The sequence below is a fragment of the Stenotrophomonas oahuensis genome (assembly GCF_031834595.1).
Classification (GTDB): Bacteria; Pseudomonadota; Gammaproteobacteria; order Xanthomonadales; family Xanthomonadaceae; genus Stenotrophomonas; species Stenotrophomonas oahuensis.
Genome location: NZ_CP115541.1, coordinates 1,706,293 through 1,728,040 on the forward strand (window position 1 = coordinate 1,706,293; position 21,748 = coordinate 1,728,040).

Below are 21,748 nucleotides of genomic sequence, written 5' to 3' on the forward strand. Positions count from 1 at the left end.
CTGTACCGCACCGCAAAATGACACCGGTTTCCCAGCTGGGTACAATCAGCGGAAATCGTGCCGGGGCCGACCATCGGCCCGCCCCCTGCTCTGGAGACGCCATGTACTGCAAGACCCACTACGCCACCCATCCCGACGCCATCAAGGGTGCCAGCAACGACGACCTGCGCGACCTGTACCTGCTCGACGGTCTGTTCAACGCCGAGACGGTCACCCTGAAGTACACCCACTACGAGCGCTTCGTGCTCGGCGGTGCCGCGCCGGTGAAGGGTCCGGTGTCGCTGCCGAAGCAGACCGAACCGGCCTCGGCCGCCGGTCATCCGTTCCTGGAGCGCCGCGAGCTGGGCGTGATCAACGTCGGTGCCGGCACCGGTACGGTCACTGTCGATGGCACCGTCTACACGCTGGGCCCGAAGGACGGCCTGTATGTGGCCATGGGCAGCGAAGAAGTGGTGTTCGCCTCCAACGACGCCGCCACCCCGGCGCAGTTTTACCTGGCCTCTACCCCGGCCCACGCCCGCTTTGAAACCAAGCAGCTGTCGATCAAGGACGCGGTGGCGCTGGAGCGTGGCGCGCTGGAAACCAGCAACGAACGCACTATCTACCAGTACATCGTGCCGGCCACCTGCCAGTCCTCGCAGCTGCTGCTCGGCCTGACCGTGCTGAAGCCGGGCAGCGTGTGGAACACCATGCCGCCGCACCTGCACGACCGCCGCAGCGAAGTGTATTTCTACTTCGACCTGGGCCAGAACGACCGCGTGTACCACTTCATGGGCGAGCCAGAAGCGCAGCGCCACATCGTCATCCAGAACAACGAAGCCGTGGTGTCGCCGCCGTGGTCGATCCACATGGGTGCGGGCACCAGCAACTACGCCTTCATCTGGGCGATGGGTGGCGAAAACCTCGACTACACCGACATGCACGTGCTGGACATCTGCCAGCTCAAGTAACCCGTATCGCAGCGCCCGCATTGCGCGGGCGCTGCCTGTGCCGCATTGGAAAAGGATCGCAACGCAATGGCTAATCCGTTCAGTCTGGAAGGCAAGATCGCTCTGGTTACCGGTGGCAACACCGGCCTGGGGCAGGGCATCGCAGTAGCGCTGGCGCAGGCCGGTGCCGACGTGGCCGTGGCCGGCATCGCGCCGCCCACCGACACCATCGCCAAGATCACCGCGCTGGGCCGTCGCTGCCTGGCCATTGAAGCCAACCTGATCAGCATCGAACCGGTCGAGCGCGTGGTGCGCGAAACCATCGAAGGGCTGGGCGGGCTGGACATCCTGGTCAACAACGCCGGCCTGATCCGCCGCGCAGATGCAGTGGAGTTCAGCGAGCAGGACTGGGACGACGTGATGAACGTCAACATCAAGTCCGCGTTCTTCATCTCGCAGGCAGCCGGCAAGCACTTCATCGCCCAGGGCAGCGGCAAGATCATCAACATCGCCTCGATGTTGTCGTTCCAGGGTGGCATCCGGGTGCCGTCGTACACCGCCAGCAAGAGCGGCATCGCCGGCATCACCCGTCTGCTCGCCAACGAATGGGCGTCCAAGGGCATCAACGTCAACGCGATCGCGCCGGGCTACATGGCCACCGACAACACCGCCGCGCTGCGTGCCGATGAAGACCGCAACAAGTCGATCCTGGATCGCATTCCGGCCGCGCGCTGGGGCAACCCGGAAGACCTGGCCGGTGCCGCGGTGTTCCTGGCCTCGCGCGCATCGGACTACGTGAACGGTGCGGTGCTGCCGGTCGACGGTGGTTGGTTGGCGCGGTAATCCGCGCGTGCCGACCAACGGTCGGCACCTACCGTTTCGGTGACGCACGTCGAACGCGGTGCTTGAAAACACGGTAGGTACCGACCGTTGGTCGGTACCCTCCAACTCCAGGAGCCCGAACATGCAACGCATCCTGCTCCCGATCCTGCTGTTCCTCGCCCCCCTTGCAACACACGCCGCGCCCCATCGCGTCTTCATCGCCGGTGACTCCACCGCCGCCGAGTATGGCCCGGACCGCGCCCCGCAGGCAGGCTGGGGCCAAGCATTACAGAGCTACCTCGACCCCGCGCAATGGCAGGTGCACAACCACGCCAAAGGCGGCCGCAGCGCCCGCAGCTTCATCGAAGAGAAGCGCCTCGACGCCATTGCCGCCGAGCTGAAGCCCGGCGACGTGCTGTTGATCGGTTTCGGCCACAACGACGCCAAGTTCGAAGACCCCACCCGATACAACGACCCCGCGCAGGCGTATCCGCAGTACCTGCTGCGCTACGTGCAACTGGCCCGTGACAAGCGCGCCACACCGATTCTGGTCACGCCCGCCGCGCGCCTGCTGTACGACTTCGGCTCGCTGCTGGATACCCACGGCCTGTACACCCAGGCGATGAAACAACTGGCGCAGCAGGAAAACGTCGCGCTGATCGACCTCAACGCACGCTCCAGCCAATGGATCCGCGCACTGGGCGAGCAGGGCGCACGTCCGTACTTCCTGTTTGTGCCGGAACAGAACAAGGCCGACGGCACTCACTTCAGCGTGGCCGGTGCCAACGCCGTGGCCTGCCTGGTGGTGCGCGAGTGGGTCGGGCTGCAGCCAGAAATGAAGGGTGCATTGAAGCGCGACATTGATTGCGATGTGACCCAGCCGGCAGGGCAGGGTGCAGACGCTGCCAAGCCGTCCCGCGTGGTGCACGAACGCGACATCGCGGTCAGCCAGCCCGGTCCGCATGGCGGGGCAGGGCCAACCACCGCGTATCCGTTCTTCGCCGAAGACAACCTGCCGTTCGTGCTGCGCAAGCGCGTGCTGCACAAGGGGGCGGGCATTGGCCTACATCCGCAGCACAAGGACGAGATCTATTACATCGTCAGCGGGCAGGGCAGCTATGTGCTGGATGGCAAGCAGTACGACGTGGCGGCAGGGGATGCCCTGCTGACCCGGGTCGGCAGCGTGCACGCGCTGCAGCAGCGCGGCGAGCAGGATCTGGTGGTGCTGCTGGCGTATCCATCCCGGTAGCGCCGGCCGTTGGCCGGCCCATGCGATGTCGAGGGCCGGCCAACGGCCGGCGCTACCGAGGTCCGGGCGACTCGCTAACCTTCAAATGCTCCAGACGCTTTTGAAGGTTAGCGATCTAAACTTCAAAGCCCGGTGAAATACGACACCGCGAAGACTGGTAGGTCACGACCGTTGGTCGTGACCCTGCACATCAAACATCCCCACCTTCCGCCCAGCCTTCGCCCGTGCCCTTGTGGAACACGTGGTCGAAGTCCTGCACATCACCGGCCGGCAGATGCGTCTGCTGTTCCAGCGCGGCATAGATCGGGGTGAAGTCCGGATCGGTCGCCTGCATCAGCTGCTCGAAGCTGTCGATCACGAAGTAGGTCTTCTGGAAGGTGTCGATGCGGTAGCGGGTGCGCATGATCCGCTCCAGGTCAAACCCGATCCGGTTCGGCGCGTCCGACTCCAGCGAGTACAGCGACTCGCCCTTGGACGACACAATGCCGGCACCGTAGATGCGCAGGCCATCCGGCGTGTTGATCAGCCCGAACTCCACGGTGTACCAGTACAGGCGGGTCAGGTTCTGCAGCGCATCCGGGCCGATCGCGTGGGCTTTGACCCCGCCACGGCCATACGCGGCCATGTAGTCGGCAAACACCGGGTTCATCAGCAGCGGCACGTGCCCGAACAGGTCGTGGAACATGTCCGGTTCGGCGATGTAGTCGATCTGGTCCGGGCGGCGGATCCACCAGGTGACCGGGAAGCGCCGATTGGCCAGATGGTCGAAGAAATCCAGCTCAGGCAGCAGCCCTTCCACACCCACCAGCGTCCAGCCCGTGGCGGCACCCAGCACCTCGTTGAGCTGGTCAAAGCGCGGAATCATGTGCGCGCTCATGCCCATCTCGTCCTGCGCCTTCAGGAACTCGTCGCAGGCGCGGCCTTCCAGCAGCTCACGCTGGCGCTGATACAGCGTGCTCCAGGTGGCGTGGTCGTCGGCGCTGTAGCTGTCCCAGGGTTGTTCCACCACGGCGGTGGTATACACCGGCACATAGCCCTTGTCGGTCTCGTGGCGTTCGACGCGGCGGGGGGCGGTGGCGGTTTCCATCGGCGTGGACTCCTGGGAAGTGATTCATGATGCTAGGGCAGGGGGCGCGCAACAGGGTTGCAAAGTTGCACGCATATCCCGGTTTGGCGCAATATCGTTGCGTCCATTCCATGTTGCGGAGCAGCAATGACCGGAGTAACCCAGTTCGACCGCACGGATCTGCGTTTGCTGGCTGAGATCCAGCAGCACGGCCGCGCCACCAACGCCGAGCTGGCCGCCCGGGTGAATCTGTCCGCTTCGGCCTGCCTGCGACGGGTACAGCGGCTCGAGGCGGAAGGGGTGATCGCCGGTTACGGCGCGCGACTGGAACCCAAGCGGATCGGCCTGGGTCTGCAGGCCTTCGTGCGCGTGCAGCTGGAGAAGCACGACCAGCAGGCCATCGCGTTGTTCGCCGACAGCGTGATCGAGTGGGACGCGGTGGTGGCATGCCACGCGCTTACTGGTGATATGGATTACCTCCTGCACGTCTATGTGCGCGACCTCGAACATTTCTCCAGCTTCCTGCTCGACAAGCTGCTCAACGCCGCCGGCGTGGCCGACGTCAACTCGAGCTTCGTGCTGCGTACCGTAAAAGACTTCCAGTCGTTACCGCTGACACAACTCGAGTAGAGCCGGGCTTGCCCGGCTGCTCTTCGCGCACGCATGACGCATCCGGCTTTGAACCGCCCCACACGCGTCCGCCATACTGCAACCAACGCAACCCGCAAGCGCAACCACGGAAAGGACCTGCGACAACCCGTGAACCCGATCGCCAAAACCGTCTGGGCCCTCAGCCTGCTGCTCCCGCTCGCCGCCTGCGCCAAGCAGGAAGCGCCCGCGAAAACCATGACCAACGAGCAGGGCTGCACCCGCATCCGCAGCATCGGTCCACAGGACCCGTACAAGGATCCACCTCCGTTGAAGCAGGCGTGCCTGGGGCCGTATCTGTTGGAGATTCCGCAGAACTACTTCTACAACCAGATCGGCACCGAGCACGACGGCAGCTATGCACTGGCATTGGAGTATCCATCGCTCGAGCCATTCAAGCCGGGAGAGCGGATCGGGCTGAGTGTGGATGTGGCTGTGCGGACGGTCACGGTTAAGTACAGCTACATTGACCGCACTGATCTTGAGACGGTGATGAAGCGAGAGTACACGCCCATGGATCATCAGGTAGGCGATCCTGAGGAGTCGCTCGATACCCGGGTAAAAGGTGAGCTAAAAAACGGCCTAACGCCATACTACGTGGACATGGAGAAGGTGCGCGCCCATTACCTGAAAGAAGGCATGCGAGAGAATGCGCCAGTCTTGAAAACAGACTGGCACACCGACTGGTACCTCGGTCGAGATGGCGATGGCAAGGTGACCACGGTCATCAAGTGCACGCCTCGGGAGATCACCGAGCCGGGAGTCGAGTACCGAGGTGGAAAAATGGTCAAGAGCCATGGGGATGGTCTGGCGGAGTGCGACCACACAATCATGATGGCCGACCTCGACACGATCATAAGGATGAACTATCCCAGAGAAGGAGTGCTTCACTGGCGGAAGCTTGAGACACGTGCTCGACAACTGGTTACCGACTCCATCGTTGATACAAGAAGGGATGCTAAGTGATGCCGGGTTTGAATGAGAAGGACTTTGAGATTCTGAGGAAGTACGCAAAAGACGGAAGCCGTGAGCTCTACTTCAATTACCTCGCAAACAAAGAGGGCAATGATGGGTACGGCTTGCTTGCGTTGGGCGTTGTCAGGAATGACAACGCACCAGGCGCTACGGCCAATCACTTCGCGCAGAACCAGGCCCTGCGGGACGGAAAGCGCTATGGAGAGCGCGAATGGCAGGCATTTGGCGTTGAACTGATCCGGAACGATCTGGCACTGCGAGAAGCTCAGTACAAGGCTGATCGACCCGATCTCGCACTCAATCTTCCGGTGCTGGATGTTCAGAACTCACACGACAAGGCCTTCAGACGCCGTGATATCGATCCCGATGCGTGGACCCCGCGGCAACTGATCGAGGCTGCCCGGCGGCATGGTGGTGAACCGGAGGCAGAGAAGGTCTGGTCGATGATGCTCGACAACCAGGCGCGTGGGCTTGCGCGATTCTTCGTTACATCAGAGAACCTGGCTCACCGTTACAACGATCAGAAGCTCAACGCATCTTCTTACTTTGCCGACATGGGCGTGGCACGGAGCGCTGCGTTTTCCGCAGTGCCAAACACCGATCCCAACACCATTCGACTCGACGGAAAGGAGTATAGCTACCACGCCGCAAGCGATAGCTGGCAAGGTCCGGCACCGATCGAGTCGCGCATCATGGTGAAGTTGAACATTTCCGATCCAGCCATCATCGAGCGCTTGAATGACGCTCGCGATGTCCGACTGGAACGTGATCAGCTGCGGACACAGTTCCATCCGGATGATCCCAACCTGGGAAAATCCATAAAGCAGAGCCCGGCTCTCTTCACCGATGCGGCTCCAAGCATCGACCCGCGCGATACCTCACATCCGCGCCACGCCCTGCACCAGCAATGCGTTGCAGGCGTGCAATCGATCGATGCCCGCCTCGGTAAGCCTTGGGATGTACACAGCGAATGCATGGCCGCGAGCCTGACCACGTTGGCGGCACGCAGCAATCTCGACAGCGTGGATCACGCTCTGCTGAGCGGGCAGGGCACGCGCGCTGATCCCGGCGAATACGTGTTCGTGGTTCAGGGACAATTGAATGACCCGGCGCAGCAGCGTGCGCACATGCCCACTGCCGAGGCCATCGCGACGCCGCCGGAGCAGTCGTTCCAGCAGCTGGCAGAATTGGATGACGCCCGGTCCCAAGAACTGCCGCGGCAACAGACACGTGACCAGGAGCAAGTGGCGCGTGCCCCCACGATGCATGCCTAAAGCGGAAGCAAGAGCTCAATCATGAAAGTGAATTCGACGATTGCATGGACGCTGTGTCTACTGCTGCTGTCTGGTGCTTCGGCCTCTGCCGAACAACAGGACCCGGCCAGCATCCAGACCAACGAGCAGGGCTGCACCCGAATCCGCAGCATTGGCCCGCAGGATCCATACAAGGATCCTACGCCGCTCAAGCAGGCATGTCTCGGACCGTATCTGCTGGAGATCCCTCAGAACTACTTCTACAACAACATCGGCACGGAGCATGATGGTAGCTATGCGCTGACACTGGAGTATCCATTGCTGGAGCCCTTCAAGCCGGGGGAGCGCGTGAACTGGGACTTCGACGTCAACGCTCGAACAGTTACGTTCGACTTCAGCTACATCGACCGTATTGATATTCGCGAAGCCATGCGTCGAAGGTATATCCCTATGGAATACAAGAAGGACGAACCCCAGGAGGGTCTTGAAGGACGCATAAAGGGCGACAAGGTGTATGGCCTCGATCCGTATTATCTGAATATGGAGCTGGTGCGCGCCTACTTCCGCGGGCGCGGTTTCAAAGAGGATGCAAGAATAATGTCGCCCGACCGGCACCATGATTGGTTCCTCTCAAAGAACGACAGCGGAGAAGTCGTGACCGTGATCAAATGCACGCCACAGGAGATAACCTGGTCGGGCGTCGAGTACCGCGACGGGAAGGTTGTGAGAAGCAAGGGGCCAGGGTTTGCGTACTGCAGCCACACGTTGATGATCGCAGAGCTGGATACGCTTATCGAGATGCGCTATCTGCGTGAAGGCATGCAGCACTGGAAGCGCATGGAGCAGCGCGCGCGGGAGTTGATCGCGCAGTTCAAAGTAGAATCAACAGGAAATGCGAAAGCGACTTCGGCTACCGGGCAGAGCCCTGCACTTTGATGGATTACACGAAGTAGGCAGTGGCGCGCGAACAGGCGCAGAAGCCAGGTGCCCCAGACCATCGTAGAGCCGGGCTTGCCCGGCTACCCTTCGCCTGAATCCACGATCCACACAGCAGAACCCAGTGAACCCGCTCTTTCGCATCATTTTGGCACTGTCGCCCGTCGCCCTCTTCATCGCTCCGGCCTGCGCGCAATCAACAGAAACCACCCAGACCAATGAATACGGTTGCATCCGCCGCGTAAGCATCGAGCCGTACGCGCCCGACCAACTACTGCCACCCACCAGCCAGGAATGCCTCGGCCCGCATCTGTTGGAAGTCCCGCGAGACCATCTTTTCAATCCACGCGGGCTGGGCAGCGGCGATGGCTACTCCCTGGCGTTGGACTTCCCGACTCTACAGCCCATCCCAGCGGCTGAGCGAGAGCCGTTCAGTCCGGACATCGTCATGCGTACGGTGACCTTTGACTACCGCCATGTTGACCGTGTCAGGCTCAAGCAGATGTTCCAGCGGGAGTACACGCCGCGCGATGCGGAGAATCATGCTCCGGAGCAGTCTTTAGATACCCGTGTCCAGCAGAGTACACAGAACGGGCTGGTCGCCTATGTTGCCGACATGGACAAGGTGCGTGCGTACTACCGGGCCAAGGGGTACCAGGACAGTGCGCGGGTGATGATGCCGGAGCGGCACAAGGACTGGTTCATCGCGCGCTGTACCGATGGTGAGGTATCAACGGTGATCAAATGCACGCCGAAATTGGCGCAGGATGCGGGCTTCGCGCGATGTGAGCACACGCTGTTGATGGAGGACCGGAAAACGCTGGTCCGGATCAATTATCCGAGCGGCGGGCTGGCGCAGTGGCGGGAGTTTGAAGCGCGTGCGCGCGAGATGGTGGGGGCGTTTCTGGTAGGCACCGATGATCGCGCGGGTGCGGGTTGAGGCGATTTGATGGAGTTGCCGGGCAAGCCCGGCACTACGGGAGTTAGCGAGGCGCCCGGGAAAAGGTCGGCGCCCTCAGGCGCACTTTTCCTTGCGACCCATCAGCTTGCCCATGCGCGAAGGCTCGTCGCACCTGGGAGCCGGCGGCGGCGGTGCTGCTGCGGCCGCACGTGCACGGCGAAGCTGTTCCACCTTGGCGCGAATCTGCGGCATTGCTGCCATTGCGGCCTTCTCGCCTTCCAGGATCGCGTAGCCGCGCTGGCTGAAATCGGCGGCACCGATGTCCAGCACCTTGGGGCGGATGATGATGTCGGCGCGTGCCAGTTCCTGTTCGCCCAGACGCTGGCCCATGATCGCGATCGACTGATTGACGATGCCGAGCATGCCGGTTGGCGACTTGCCGCTGGCCTTGCTGGAGATATCCACCGCGATGACGAAGTCCGCACCCAACTGGCGAGCAGCGTCGACCGGCACCGGGCTGACCACGCCGCCGTCGACGAACATGCTCTGGCCGATCTTCACCGGTTCGAACACGCCTGGAATGCTGCTGGAGGCACGAACGGCTTGGCCCACGTTGCCGCGCACGAACACCGCGCGTTCGCCGTTATCCAGATTGGTGGCTACCGCAGCGAACGGCTTCTTCAGCTTCTCGGCCGGCTTGTTGTTGACCTGCGCGTTGACGTAGTCCTGCAGCTTCTGGCCCTGGACCAGCCCACCCGAGAACAGGCGCACGTCGCGGATGCTGGCTTCGTCCAGCGCCACCGCCTTGCTCTGCATGGCAAACGCATCCATGCCGCTGGCATACAGCGCACCGACCACGCTGCCGGCGCTGGTGCCGGATACCACCACCGGCTCGAAGCCATTGGCCTCCAGCATCTTGATCACGCCGATGTGCGCGAAGCCCTTGGCCGCACCGCCGCCCAGGGCGATGCCAATCTTCACCGGCTTGGCCGGCGCAGCCGGTACCGCCACCGGGGTGACCGGGGTCGGCTTGGTGTTTTCGCCACCGCAGGCGGCCAGCAGGCCGAGCAGGGCAACAGACAGCGTCAGACGGGTGCGGCGGAAGGCGTTCATCGGCAAGCCGAAAAGTGAATGGGCGATAGCATACCGGTAGTGCCGGCCGCTGGCCGGCACATGCGCGTCGATTGGTTATGCGAGGTTGCCGGCCAGCGGCCGGCACTACGGAAGGCGGCTTCACCGGTGCGAGAAGAGAGAAGGCCCGCATTCGCGGGCCTTCTCGGTGCCTTTCGGCCATTCGGTACTGCAGGTGCCTTTCGGCCAACGCGGCCACTATACGAGCGCAAGCCAGCCGGGACAAGCGATCGCACCATCGGAACCTCTGAATTATCCTTATTAATCAATATTTTGCACATGGATAAATCCGCTTCTTCCAGCTGCGACATGGACGAAGACAAAGCCGTTTCCGACATCGCACCCTTTGTTTCCAGCAGACCCTAGCAACCGATGCACTTGATGATGGCTCGCTGGATGGCTGCCAGGACATCCCCAGATACCTTCGGAGTGGGATGTCCATGTTGATTGAGGGGGCTTGAGCCTGGCTCGCGAAAAAACATCCATTAGCTCCGGCTGTTACCTAGGACGCCCGCAGCACGCGACCAGTCCATAGAGCAGGGGCGATCAGAACCGGTTATCCCCATCCAGAATCCGCCCCAGGCCGCCCAGCACCGAGCCTTCGCCGCGGTTCTGGCCTCCGCCCTGTGGTGCGGCCATCCACATGCGGCCGGCCAGGCGCGAGAACGGCAGGGACTGCAGCCAGACCTTGCCGGGGCCGGTCAGGGTGGCCAGGAACACGCCCTCACCGCCGAACACCATGCTCTTGATCCCGGCGACCCGGCGCACGTCCATGTTCACCGTCGAATGGAAGGCGACCACGCAGCCCGTGTCCACATCCAGACGCTCGCCGGGAGCCAGCTCGCGCTCGATAACGCAGCCGCCGGCATGGATGAACACCCAGCCGTCGCCCTCGAGCTTCTGCATGATGAAGCCCTCGCCGCCGAACAGGCCGGTCATGATCTTCTGCTGGAAGTGCACGCCGATCTGCACCCCGCGTGCGCCGGCCAGGAAGCTGTCCTTCTGGCAGATCAGGCGGCCGCCGTGCTGGTCCAGCTTCATTGGCAGCACGGTGCCGGGGTAGGGCGCGGCAAAGGCAACCTTGGCCTTGCCGTGGCCGGTGTGGGTGTACAGGGTGGCGAACAGGCTCTCGCCGGTCAGCACGCGCTTGCCAGCGCTCATCAGCTTGTCCATGAAGCCGCCGCCCTGGCCGCTGTGCGAGCCGTCGCCGAACACGGTGTCCATCTGCACGGCGGCGTCCTTGAACATCAGCGCGCCGGCCTCGGCGATCGCGCTCTCGCCCGGGTCCAGTTCGATTTCCACGAACTGCATCTCATGGCCGACGATGCGGTAGTCGATGTCGTCGGCGCGCTGGCTGCGCCCGCCTGAGCCGCCCGGGACCGGCGGCGGGGTGCCCACCGGGCCGGTGCTGCCGGCCAGCAGTTCGGGCACCTCGGCGATCTGCATCCAGCCGCTCATGCCCTCGCACCAGACCAGCGCCTGCCGGTTGGCCTGGGCAAACCGGCGGGCGGAATCGTCGTCCAGCGGCCCGATGCGGTCGGGTTGGCCGGAAAGGTGGAAGTACCACTGGGTCATGGGTAGGGCCTTTGGGTGAGATGGGGACAAGGACGGGCCTGGGAAGCCGATGTGACCGGTAGTGCCGGCCGCTGGCCGGCAACCACGCTGTCCTTCACATCATGGGTCCAAAACGTTGGTAATAAATGTCCGGAATTTGCGACGTTGTTGCTGTGCTGCAACAATTGTCTGGTAGCGCCGGTCCACCACCCCTCCCAACACAGCCTAATCGCCATGTTCCCGAACCGCACTGCCCACGGCCGCACCGCGTCCGTGCACCCCCTTGTTGTTGCCCTTGCCGCCCTGCTGCCATTGACGGCCGCAGCCCAGGACGCCCCCGCCGCCAAGGATCCGGTCGCCCTCGATACGTTGCAGGTAACGGCACAGCGCCGTGTGGAGAACGCCAAGGACGTGCCGGTTTCGATCTCGGCCATCCAGGGTGAAAAGCTTGACGTGCTCGGCTCGGCCGGCGATGACATCCGCTTCCTGTCGGCGCGCGTGCCCAGCCTGAACATTGAATCGTCCTATGGTCGTGCCTTCCCGCGCTTCTACATCCGCGGCCTGGGCAACACCGACTTCGACCTCAATGCCTCGCAGCCGGTTTCGCTGGTGTATGACGATGTGGTGCAGGAAAGCCCGCTGCTGAAGGGCTTCCCCCTGTTCGACCTGGCCGGCGTGGAAGTCCTGCGCGGCCCGCAGGGCACGCTGTTCGGCCGCAACACCCCGGCCGGCGTGGTCAAGTTCGATTCGGCCCGTCCGTCGCAGGACGCCGATGGCTACGTGAAGGTGTCCTACGGCACCTACGACACCTGGAACGTGCAGGGCGCGTACGGCGGCCCGCTGACCGACCGCTGGTCGGCGCGCGTGTCGGCGCTGTACCAGCGCCGCGACAACTACGTCGACAACACCCGCCCGAACGCCCCGGCCGAAGGCTTTGAAGGCTATGACGAGTCCGCCGGCCGCGTGCAGTTCCTGTACGAAGGCGACGAGTTCGAAGCACTGTTCAACCTGCACAAGCGCAAGCTCAACGGCACCGCGCGTCTGTTCCGGGCCAACATCATCCAGCCGGGCAGCAACGCGCTGGTGGAAAACTTCGACCGCGACAAGGTCTCCAATGACGGCGTGAACTTCTCCGAGCTGGACACCTGGGGCGGCAGCGCGCGCCTGCAGTGGAATCTGGGCAGCGTCACCCTGCACTCCATCACCGGCTATGAAACCGCCGAATCGCTCAACCACGGCGACATCGACGGCGGCTACGGTGCCAGCTTCCTTGGCGACGGCAATTACGGCCCCGGCTTCATTCCGTTCCCGTCCGAGTCGGCCGACGGTCTGCCCGACCACCGCCAGTGGACCCAGGAATTCCGCGTGGAATCCAACGAATGGGGTCGTTTCGACTGGCAGGCCGGCGTGTTCTACTTCGATGAAGACGTCACCATCGACAGCTTCAACTACGACTCGCTCACCCCCGGCAATCCGCAGACCGGCCACGCCGTGCAGAGCCAGCGCAACAAGGCTTGGGCGGTGTTCGCGTCCGGCGACCTGGACGTGACCGACAAGTTCAAGCTGCGTGCCGGCGTGCGTTACACCCAGGACAAGAAGGACTTCACCGCCAGCGTGCTGCAGGCGGTGCCGGGTGGCACCCCGGTCAGCGGCCCGTACCTGGCCAAGACCGATGTCGATGATGTCAGCTGGGACCTGAGCGGTGTCTACCAGATCACCGACAACCTCAACGCCTATGCGCGAGTGGCAAAGGGCTTCCGCGCGCCGTCGATCCAGGGCCGTCTGGCCTTCGGTGGCGTGTCGCAGGCCGATTCGGAGAAGGTGATCTCGTACGAAGCCGGCATCAAGGCCGACCTGTTCGACCGTCGTGCACGCCTGGGCTTCAACGTGTTCCGCTATGACGTCGACGGCCAGCAGCTGATCGCTGTCGGTGGTGCCAACAACACCGCCACCCTGCTCAACGCCGACAAGACCGTTGGCCAGGGTGTGGAGCTGGACTTCGAGGCCTACCTGACCGACCACGTGCTGCTGACCCTGGGCAGCAGCTACAACGACACCGAGATCAAGGACCGCGACCTGGCGGTGGCGATCTGCGGTGGCGGCTGCACCATCACCGACCCGACCACGGTCATCAATGGTGGCACCTACGCACTGGTCAACGGCAACCCGCTGCCGCAGGCACCGAAGCTGATCCACAACCTGACCCTGCGTGCGGGCTTCCCGCTCAATGACGCCAGCGAGCTGTACGTGTACACCGACTGGGCCTACCGCAGCCCGGTGAACTTCTTCCTGTATGAGTCGCCGGAGTTCCGCAGCCGCTCGTCGCTGGAAGGTGGCCTGCGCCTGGGCTACAACTGGGAATACGGCCAGTACGACGTGGCCGTGTTTGGTCGCAACCTGACCAACCAGACCCGCGTGGTCGGTGCGATCGACTTCAACAACCTGACCGGTTTCCTCAACGAGCCGCGCACGTTTGGCGTCGAGTTCACCGTGAAGTTCTGATGCAAGCGGCGCGGAGAAATCCGCGCCGTTTTTGTTTGGGTAGAGTCGACCCTTGGTCGACTGCTCCTCGTTCCGGCGTCATGAACCCCTGACGCGTGGCTTCGGTTGGGTTTAAACGTCGGCCAATGCAATGGAACCGGCCTGTCGCGGTGCTGGACGCTTGTGCCGCGCGTTGCGCGGTTGCCACGCATGGCGTGGCACTACGAATTGCTGGCGAACGCGGTCAGATCCGGATACCGCGGCATGGTGCTTCGGACATTACAGCGCGCTGTCTGGGCGCACCTTCAGCACGGCTTCTTCGGTCGCGCAATCGCGGCTGGAATGTGCGCCGCTCGCACGGGCGGCGGCGATTTCTTTGCGCGCCGCGGCCAGATCCCGCTGGAATTCCGGGTTGTCGTGCAGGCGCGCCACCGCCGCCGCACCCATGAAACGCCCCTCCAGAATGTCGCTCTGCCAGTGCACGTTGCACACCAGGCGGCTTTCGCCGTAGTTGCGGCCGCGCAGCTGGATGGCGTCGGCACGCTCGGGCACGATCTCGGAAAGAATCAGCGCCCAGGCCCAGCCAATCGACGTGTGGCCGGACGGGTAGGAGCCATTCTTGCGCAGCCCTTCCTCATCGTCCGGGGTGCAGGTGGGCTCGCCGTTGACCATGAACGGCCGCGCGCGCTGGTAATGGTGCTTCGCCACCCGGGTCGCCGCGCTGGCGTCAATCCGGCTGCGTTCCAGAAGGCGGTACAGCGCCGGGGTCTTCTGCGCGTCCACATCCATCCCGATCGCACAGGAGAACTGGTTGGCCCCTTCCGGGAAGCCCAGCTCCGCATCGGTCGTGGCCTGGGCGAAGCGCGGGCTGCCGCGCAGCGCACGCGCCTCGCGGCTGATCTGGTCGTCCAGGGCGGCAGCGGCCGACCCGGCAACCGGTGGGGCGGGCACCAGGTTCAAACTCGCTGGCACATCGCGGACCGCCAGGTAGCCCACCGCCTTGGTCACCACCGACGCCTCCACCGGCGTGCCCTGCGGGGCGGCCGTGGTGGCACAGCCGGCCAGAACCGACATCACGGCGGCAGCCAGGGCGGGGCGCAGCAGCGCAGATGGGGTGAACAACGACATGGGCAGTACTCGGCAACGATGAGCCCGCATGATCGCAGCTTCATCGGCCCCTGCCAGCGGCCGCAGGTCATGCCGCCAGACCCGGCATAACCCGTGAGAGTGGTTGCAGATGCAAGGAATACGGCACTGGTTCACGGAAATTCACGCGCCGCCCGGCATAGCTTCGGCCCCGGCAGCTTCCCCACGAGGGTGCCGGCAATCAGGGGGATCACCAAACATCCGGAGACACTCGATGCAAAGCAAAGCAGTGGGGACGGGGGCCATGCTGGCCCTCGGCTTGATGCTCACCTGCGCCAGCGCGCACGCCGCCGACGTGGTGGGCGTGGCCTTCGTGCACGGCACGGGCAAGCAGACCGACGCCCGCACCGACTACTGGCAACCCGGCATCATCGACAACGTGCGCCAGGGCCTGCCCAACAGCAGCAACTACACGGTCATCAACTGCGATTTCGAGCAGTACATGTGGAAGCCGGAAGCCGCCGGTTGCCTGGCCACCCAGCTCACCAGCTTCATCAACAGCAAGGGCATCACCAGGCTGGTGGTGATCACCCATTCCAACGGCGGCAACGTGGTGCGCTGGATCCTGTCCAACCCCACCTACGACAGCCGCTACCCGAAGCTGATCCAGACCATCAGCAAGGTCACCGCGCTGGCCCCGTCCTCGGCCGGCACGCCGCTGGCCGACGCCGTGCTCAACGGCAATGTGTTCGAAGCCTCGGTCGGCTGGTTGCTCGGCTACCAGAACGACGCCGTGCGCATGCAGCAGGTCGGCTGGATGGCCACCTACAACGCGCAGAACCTGTACGGCACGGCCGGCCGCCCGGCATTGCCCAAGCCGTTCCGCGCGGTGGTGGGGTCGGATGTAGATTCGGCGGTGTGGGACAGCGACAGCTACTGCGGCGGCTATCCGCTCAACGTGGGACTGGAGTTCACCCAGAACTGGTTGAACAGCTGCTCCGACGGCTTCCTGGAGTGCAGCAGCCAGCGCGCCGCGGGCACCGTGCTGTTCACCGACACCGCGCGTACCGCCGGGGCCGAGCCGCTCAGCCACAACCAGAGCCGCCGCGACTGCTTCGGCCTGGGCACGATCCTGCGCAACGACCTTACCCTTTAAGGAGCACGACATGACCTCACCCGTGAAACTTGCGGCGGCCATGGCCGTCGCCCTCGCCGCCCTGCCATTGCACGCTGCGCAACCGCTTCAAGCCGCCCGGAGCACCGACCAGGTGCCGAACCGCGTCGAATCTGCCCCACTCCCAGCCGATGCCGGCGAGCGCGAACCGGTCAGCTTCGCCTGGGCGCTGGATCCGACCCAGGCGCTGTCCGACCCGGCCCCGTTCGTGGCGATCAGCCGCAGCTACTGGGAAATGGTGGACGGCAGCGCCTTGCAGCAGGGCGTGGCGCTGCCGATGACCGCCCCCGACGCCGTCATCCAGGTCAGCCCGGCCCCAGGCGCACGCACCCTCACCCCCGCGCAGTGGCAACTGCGTGACCCGGCTGGCACCCTGAAGGTCGAGCAGGTGGTCGACAGTCAGCAGTTGCAGGCGGCCGGCATGTCGGTGAACGCCGGCACCGGCATGGCCCGCACCGGCAAGACCGCCGCTGCCGGCACCTACCGGCTGCAGAGCGCGCAGGCGCAGGGCCGCTACGTGGTGCAGGTGCTGGAACCGAACAGCCCGATCAGCCTGCGCCTGCAGGGCAGCCGCGACCAGGTGCTGGCCGGCGGCACGTTGACCGTCAACGCACAGCTGGTGGATGACGGCGGCAGCGCCCAGAGCGGTGCCGCGCGCAATCTCGTCCGCAGCCTGCCCGCTGGCGGCGAAGCACTGCTGGTGGCTCCAGACGGCCGTAGCTGGCCGGTGCCGCTGCAGGCGGGCAAGAACGGGCTGACCGCGCAGGTCACCGTGCCGCAGGACGTAGGCAACACCCAGGGGCTGTGGGAACTGCAGACCTTCATCAGCGCCAATGGCGTGCAGCGCGACGCCAAGATCGCCTTCGCCGTGGCCCAGGCCACCGCACGCTTCAGTGGGCAGGTCCAGGCCGACGCCGGCAAGCGCGTGCTGCAGTTGCCGCTGCAGGTGGGCGCGCCGGGCCGTTACGAGGCCCGCGGCACGCTGTACGCCACCGGGCCGGACGGCCAGCTGCGGCCGGTGGCGCAGGCGCACAGTGCGGCGTGGTTTGCGACGGCCGGTGCCGGCACGTTGAGCCTGCCGTTCGACAGCGTGGCCCTGCCGAAGGGATACGGTGCGCCGTTCCAGGTGCGCGCGCTGGAGCTGCGGGATCAGACCCGCATGGCCCCGATCGAATCGCGCGCGGTCGCGGTGTCGTTCTGAACAATGACGGGATGGGGCTTCGGCCCCGTCCCGTCGGTGTCGCACGATGGGTAGTGCCGGCCGCTGGCCGGCAACCCGACTTAGTCGGCAAATGCAGTCAAATGCCCGTTGTGCTCCTGCACCCGCACCGGCCCACCGAACACCTCGGATAGCGGCGCATCGCGCAGCAGCTCGGCGCGCGGCCCATCAGCCACAATCCGCCCCGCACGCAGCAGCACCACCCGCTCGATCTCCGGAATCACTTCCTCGATGTGGTGGGTCACCAGCACCAGGGTGATGCCCTGGGTCGCCAGCGAGCGCATGGTGCTGATTAGCTGCTGGCGCGCCACCAGGTCCAGCCCGGTGGACGGTTCATCCAGCAGCAGCGCCTGCGGCCGGTTCACCAGTGCCCGCGCGATCAGCACACGGCGGGTCTCACCCGCAGACAGCTCCGCATAACCACGTGCCAGCAAGGGCAGGGCACCGGTCAGGGCCAGTGCCTGGCGCGCCCGCTCGCGCATGTCGGCGGTCACTTCGCGGAACGCGGGCACCACGAAGCTGGCGAAGAAGCCGGTCAGCACCGCCTCTTCCACGGTCAGCCCGGGCATATCCGAGAGGTTGGCGCTGAGGTCGCCGGTGACGATGCCCAGCTGCGAACGCAGCCGGTCCACCTGCCAGCGGTTCTGGCCCAGCACCTTCACTGCAACCGTGCCGTCGGCATGCGCCAGCGGGTACAGCTCGCGGGTGATCAGCTTGATGAAGGACGACTTGCCGCACCCGTTCGGGCCCAGCAGGGCGGTGTGCTGACCCTGCGCGATGCGCAGGCTGAGGTCATGCAGCACCCGCACCTGGCCGCGGATGACGCAGGCACGGTCCAGTTCGATCAGCGGGGCGGGGCTTACGGCGGCGGGAACTGCAACGGTCATGAATAGGGGGCCGGACTCACGAAGGACGAAAACAACTGAATGACTGCGCAAAAATGGCACCAGAGGGATGCAGTTTGCAACGTCTGCCCCCATCATGGGCGTACGTGACCCTGTCCATCTGCTGGCCGAAGGCCTGGAGTTCTGCAATGCCCGAAATGCTCATCAACTTCCTGACCGGCGGCGTCGCTGGCCTTGGCTGGTGGGGCATGGCGCTGGTGCTGCTGGTGTTCACCCAGCTCACGATCTTCGCTGTGACGCTGTACCTGCATCGCAGCCAGGCGCATCGGGGCGTGGATTTCCACCCGGTCATCTCGCACTTCTTCCGGTTCTGGGTGTGGCTCACCACCTCGATGATCACAAAGGAGTGGGTGGCCATCCACCGCAAGCACCACGCCAAGGTGGAAACCGAGGAAGACCCGCACAGCCCGGTCACCAAGGGCATCGGCACCGTGTTCTGGCGCGGCGTGGAGCTGTACCGTGAAGCCCGCACTCTACGCGCGGACATCGACCAGTACGGCCGCGGTGCGCCGGAGGACTGGATCGAGCGCCACCTGTACACCCCGCACGCCAACCTGGGCCCGGTGGTGCTGTTCTTCGTCAATCTGCTGCTGTTCGGCCTGCCCGGCGTGGCCCTGTGGGCGATCCAGATGGCCTGGATTCCGTTCTGGGCAGCGGGCGTGGTCAACGGCTTGGGCCACTGGTGGGGCTACCGCAACTTCGAATCCGCCGACACCTCCACCAACCTCACCCCGTGGGCGTTCTGGATCGGCGGCGAAGAGCTGCACAACAACCACCATGCCTTCCCCAGCTCGGCCCGCTTCTCGATGCGCCGCTGGGAGTTCGACATCGGCTGGGCCGCGATCCGCGGTCTGCAGGCCGTGAAGCTGGCCAAGGTGCTGCGCGTGGCCCCGAGCATGGACGTACGCCCGAACATCGCCGTGCCGGATGCGGAAACCCTGAAGGCGCTGCTGTCGCACCGCTTCCAGGCGATGACCGACTACCAGCGCAACGTGTTCGTGCCTGCGCTGCGCGAAGAAGCTGCATTTGCCGGGGCCAAGCTGCGCAAGCTGCTGCCGCGCCGCATGCGCCGTGGCCTGGTCAACGACGGTCGCTGGCTGAAGCCGGCCTGCCGTGCGGAGCTCAACAGCTGGGTGGAGCAGCGTCCGCGCATCCGCGTGCTGGTGGAACACCGCGCGCGCCTTTCCGCGCTGCTGGAGGCTCGCAGCAACGACGCCGCCGAACGCCTGAAGGCGCTGCAGGCCTGGTGTCAGGACGCGGAAGCCAGTGGTATCGCCGCGCTGCAGGCCTATGCAGCGCGCCTGAAGGGCTATGCGTTGACGGCGCACTGACGGTGCGTCGTCTGCTCTGCACCGCGCTGCTGCTGGGCAGCGCCGTGGCCCACGCCCAGGTCGCCGATACCGGCACCTATCTGCAGCGCATGGACACCGACGCTGACGGCAAGGTCAGCGTGGATGAGTATGTGGCGTGGATGATGTACGCGTTTGACCGCATGGACCGGAATGGCGACGGCGTGTTGAGCAGTGATGAGCTGCCGGGCGGGAAGGGCAAGCCGATCACCCGCGAGCAGCAGCGGCAGACGATTGTGGAGCGCTTCCACAAACAGGATGCGAACAAGGATGGGTTCCTGAGCGCGAAGGAACTGGCTGCCCCGCCGCGGTGATGCGCCCCGGCGCAACCGGTTCAATTTCTCCGCCGGGCACGCGCCCGGCGAACAGCGCAATCGACCTGCGCACGTAGCAATTCGTAGTGACACGCCATGCGTGTCAACCGCGCGCAGCGCGGCACAAGCGCCCGAAGCCACGATCAACACGGCACCTGGTTGCGGCCGGCGTTTATCGTTGACCGAAGACCTGGGTCAGGCGTTCGCGATGCAGGATCGAAGAGCGGACGCGCATGGCGCGTCCCACGGTGATACGCCATGCGTGTCACGTCGGCAGCGGTAGAATCCCCCCATGCCCGAACTGCCCGAAGTAGAAACCACCCGTCGTGGCCTCGCGCCGCACCTGGAAGGCCGCCGCATTCACGGCGTGATCCTGCGCCGGCCTGACCTGCGCTGGCCGATCCCCGACGAAATCAGCACCCTGCTGCCGGGCCAGGCGATTGAAGGCGTGCGTCGCCGCGCGAAGTATCTGCTGCTGGACACCGCCATCGGCAGTGCGGTGCTGCACCTGGGCATGTCCGGCAGCCTGCGGGTGCTGCCGGGCGACACACCCGTGCGGGCGCACGACCACGTCGACATCAGCCTGGACAACGGCCGCCTGCTGCGCTTCAACGACCCGCGCCGGTTCGGCAGCCTGCTCTGGCAACCGGCGGGGCAGACCCACGAACTGCTGGCCGGGCTGGGCCCGGAACCGCTGGACGACGTCTTTGACGGTGAGTACCTGTTCCAGCGCAGCCGCGGCCGCAAGGCCCCGGTGAAAACCTTCCTGATGGATCAGGGGATCGTGGTCGGGGTGGGCAACATCTATGCCGCCGAAAGCCTGTTCATGGCCGGCATCAACCCGCTGCGTGAAGCCGGCAAAATCTCGCGTGAGCGCTACCTGCGGCTGGGCGCGGCAGTGAAGCAGATCCTCGGCCACGCCATCACCCGCGGCGGCACCACCCTGCGCGACTTCATCAATCCGGACGGCGCGCCTGGTTACTTCGAGCAGGAGCTGCTGGTTTACGGGCGTGAAGGCGAGCCCTGCCGGCAGTGCGGGCGGCCGCTGCGCCACGCCACCATTGGCCAGCGCGCCAGTGTGTGGTGCAGCCATTGCCAGCGCTGAGTCGCACTTTTAGCCTCACGCGGGCGCTATAGTCGGCCCAACGTCACCGGCGGGGGTTTGGCATGGACGAAGGCCCGGATATCACCGTATGGCTGGATTCGGCCCGCTCGGGCGACCGTGCCGCGCTGGATCGGGTGCTGACCCTGCTGTATCAGGAGCTGCACACGATGGCCCGGCGCCAGCTGGCCGGCCAGCAGGGCCGTACCCTGGACGCCACCTCGCTGGTGCACGAGTCCTACCTGAAGCTGCTGGGCGCACGCGGCGCGGCACGCTTTGAAGACCGCGCGCACTTTTTCGCCTATGCGGCCTCGGCCATGCGCAGCGTGGTGGTGGATTACGCCCGCAACCGGCTGGCCCGCAAGCGGGGCGGTGATCTGAAGCGGGTCGCGGAGATTCCCGAGAACAGCAGCAGCGGCGTGCGCCTGGACGAAGACCTGCTGGCGCTGGACGTGGCGCTGGCCCGCCTGCAGGCGGTGGATGGGCACCTGGCCAAGGTGGTCGAGCTGCGTTATTTCGCTGGGTTGTCGGAGCAGGAAATCGCCGATCTGTGCCAGCGTTCGGAACGCAGCATCCGCCGTGACTGGCAGAAGGCGCGGCTGTTCCTGCTGGCCTCGGTGCGCGAAGACTGAGCGGTTCAACGGCGGTCGGAGA

20 protein-coding genes are annotated in these 21,748 nt (G+C 64.8%); 15 read left to right on the plus strand and 5 right to left on the minus strand.

The features are described from left to right. Nucleotides 1–101 precede the first annotated feature (101 nt). The 3 genes from kduI to PDM29_RS07415 all read left to right on the plus strand — a co-directional run bounded on the left by kduI (nt 102) and on the right by PDM29_RS07415 (nt 3,000). Complete coding sequence (gene kduI, locus PDM29_RS07405; RefSeq protein ID WP_311193207.1) at nt 102–950, plus strand: 5-dehydro-4-deoxy-D-glucuronate isomerase; 849 nt, start codon at nt 102–104, stop codon at nt 948–950. A 66-nt stretch (nt 951–1,016) separates the two neighbouring features. After that, the gene (gene kduD / locus PDM29_RS07410) at nt 1,017–1,772 is read left to right on the plus strand and encodes a 2-dehydro-3-deoxy-D-gluconate 5-dehydrogenase KduD (RefSeq protein ID WP_311193208.1); all 756 of its coding nucleotides are present in this window, start codon (nt 1,017–1,019) and stop codon (nt 1,770–1,772) included. Between the two features lie 121 nt (nt 1,773–1,893). Further along, a complete protein-coding gene (locus tag PDM29_RS07415) occupies nt 1,894–3,000 on the plus strand; it encodes a GDSL-type esterase/lipase family protein (RefSeq protein ID WP_311193209.1) in 1,107 nt (368 codons plus the stop codon). A 190-nt stretch (nt 3,001–3,190) separates the two neighbouring features. Here PDM29_RS07415 and phhA read toward each other — a convergent pair whose 3' ends face one another. Next, a complete protein-coding gene (phhA, locus tag PDM29_RS07420; protein ID WP_311193210.1) occupies nt 3,191–4,087 on the minus strand; it encodes a phenylalanine 4-monooxygenase in 897 nt (298 codons plus the stop codon). Nucleotides 4,088–4,213: 126 nt separating this feature from the next. Here phhA and PDM29_RS07425 point away from each other — a divergent pair, with 126 nt between their 5' ends. From PDM29_RS07425 to PDM29_RS07445, 5 genes are all read left to right on the plus strand, one after another. Then, a complete protein-coding gene (locus PDM29_RS07425) occupies nt 4,214–4,696 on the plus strand; it encodes an Lrp/AsnC family transcriptional regulator (protein ID WP_311193211.1) in 483 nt (160 codons plus the stop codon). A 129-nt stretch (nt 4,697–4,825) separates the two neighbouring features. Beyond that, the gene (locus tag PDM29_RS07430) at nt 4,826–5,680 is read left to right on the plus strand and encodes a hypothetical protein (protein ID WP_311193212.1); all 855 of its coding nucleotides are present in this window, start codon (nt 4,826–4,828) and stop codon (nt 5,678–5,680) included. After that, nucleotides 5,680–6,963 carry an XVIPCD domain-containing protein gene (locus PDM29_RS07435; protein WP_311193213.1) on the plus strand — a complete coding sequence of 428 codons (1,284 nt, stop codon included), beginning with the start codon at nt 5,680–5,682 and terminating at the stop codon, nt 6,961–6,963. The genes PDM29_RS07430 and PDM29_RS07435 overlap by 1 nt, the downstream gene beginning before the upstream one ends. Nucleotides 6,964–6,984: 21 nt before the next feature. After that, nucleotides 6,985–7,878, plus strand: coding sequence for a hypothetical protein (locus PDM29_RS07440; protein WP_311193214.1), 894 nt, complete (start codon nt 6,985–6,987; stop codon nt 7,876–7,878). 124 nt (nt 7,879–8,002) lie between these two features. After that, on the plus strand, nt 8,003–8,818 hold the full coding sequence (locus PDM29_RS07445; protein WP_311193215.1) for a hypothetical protein: 816 nt from the start codon (nt 8,003–8,005) through the stop codon (nt 8,816–8,818). 75 nt (nt 8,819–8,893) lie between these two features. Here the strand turns inward: PDM29_RS07445 and PDM29_RS07450 are convergent, their stop codons facing one another. Both PDM29_RS07450 and PDM29_RS07455 read right to left on the minus strand, forming a co-directional pair. After that, on the minus strand, nt 8,894–9,892 hold the full coding sequence (locus tag PDM29_RS07450; RefSeq protein ID WP_311193216.1) for a patatin-like phospholipase family protein: 999 nt from the start codon (nt 9,890–9,892) through the stop codon (nt 8,894–8,896). A gap of 564 nt (nt 9,893–10,456) precedes the next feature. Continuing rightward, nucleotides 10,457–11,485, minus strand: coding sequence for a TIGR00266 family protein (locus PDM29_RS07455; protein ID WP_311193217.1), 1,029 nt, complete (start codon nt 11,483–11,485; stop codon nt 10,457–10,459). A gap of 213 nt (nt 11,486–11,698) precedes the next feature. On the opposite strand from PDM29_RS07455, the gene PDM29_RS07460 reads away from it, so the two are divergent. Beyond that, nucleotides 11,699–13,966 carry a TonB-dependent receptor gene (locus PDM29_RS07460; protein WP_311193218.1) on the plus strand — a complete coding sequence of 756 codons (2,268 nt, stop codon included), beginning with the start codon at nt 11,699–11,701 and terminating at the stop codon, nt 13,964–13,966. 258 nt (nt 13,967–14,224) lie between these two features. On the opposite strand, the gene PDM29_RS07465 is transcribed toward PDM29_RS07460, so the two are convergent. Beyond that, nucleotides 14,225–15,073 (minus strand): acid phosphatase, encoded by an 849-nt coding sequence (locus PDM29_RS07465; RefSeq protein WP_311193219.1) that lies wholly within the window; start codon nt 15,071–15,073, stop codon nt 14,225–14,227. A 232-nt stretch (nt 15,074–15,305) separates the two neighbouring features. On the opposite strand from PDM29_RS07465, the gene PDM29_RS07470 reads away from it, so the two are divergent. Continuing rightward, on the plus strand, nt 15,306–16,187 hold the full coding sequence (locus tag PDM29_RS07470) for a lipase family protein (protein ID WP_311193220.1): 882 nt from the start codon (nt 15,306–15,308) through the stop codon (nt 16,185–16,187). 10 nt (nt 16,188–16,197) lie between these two features. After that, nucleotides 16,198–17,406 (plus strand): DUF4785 domain-containing protein, encoded by a 1,209-nt coding sequence (locus PDM29_RS07475; protein ID WP_311193221.1) that lies wholly within the window; start codon nt 16,198–16,200, stop codon nt 17,404–17,406. 80 nt (nt 17,407–17,486) lie between these two features. Here PDM29_RS07475 and PDM29_RS07480 read toward each other — a convergent pair whose 3' ends face one another. Continuing rightward, nucleotides 17,487–18,311 carry an ABC transporter ATP-binding protein gene (locus PDM29_RS07480; protein WP_311193222.1) on the minus strand — a complete coding sequence of 275 codons (825 nt, stop codon included), beginning with the start codon at nt 18,309–18,311 and terminating at the stop codon, nt 17,487–17,489. 146 nt (nt 18,312–18,457) lie between these two features. Here PDM29_RS07480 and PDM29_RS07485 point away from each other — a divergent pair, with 146 nt between their 5' ends. From PDM29_RS07485 to PDM29_RS07500, 4 genes are all read left to right on the plus strand, one after another. Beyond that, nucleotides 18,458–19,660: a DesA family fatty acid desaturase gene (locus PDM29_RS07485; protein WP_311193223.1), complete on the plus strand. Its 1,203-nt coding sequence runs from the start codon at nt 18,458–18,460 to the stop codon at nt 19,658–19,660. Beyond that, entirely contained in the window at nt 19,657–19,992 is a 336-nt protein-coding gene (locus PDM29_RS07490; RefSeq protein ID WP_311193740.1) for an EF-hand domain-containing protein, read from the plus strand. Before PDM29_RS07485 ends, PDM29_RS07490 begins: the two co-directional genes overlap by 4 nt. A 292-nt stretch (nt 19,993–20,284) precedes the next feature. After that, nucleotides 20,285–21,097, plus strand: coding sequence for a bifunctional DNA-formamidopyrimidine glycosylase/DNA-(apurinic or apyrimidinic site) lyase (gene mutM, locus PDM29_RS07495; RefSeq protein WP_311193224.1), 813 nt, complete (start codon nt 20,285–20,287; stop codon nt 21,095–21,097). A gap of 62 nt (nt 21,098–21,159) precedes the next feature. After that, on the plus strand, nt 21,160–21,726 hold the full coding sequence (locus PDM29_RS07500) for an ECF-type sigma factor (protein WP_311193225.1): 567 nt from the start codon (nt 21,160–21,162) through the stop codon (nt 21,724–21,726). Nucleotides 21,727–21,748 lie beyond the last annotated feature (22 nt).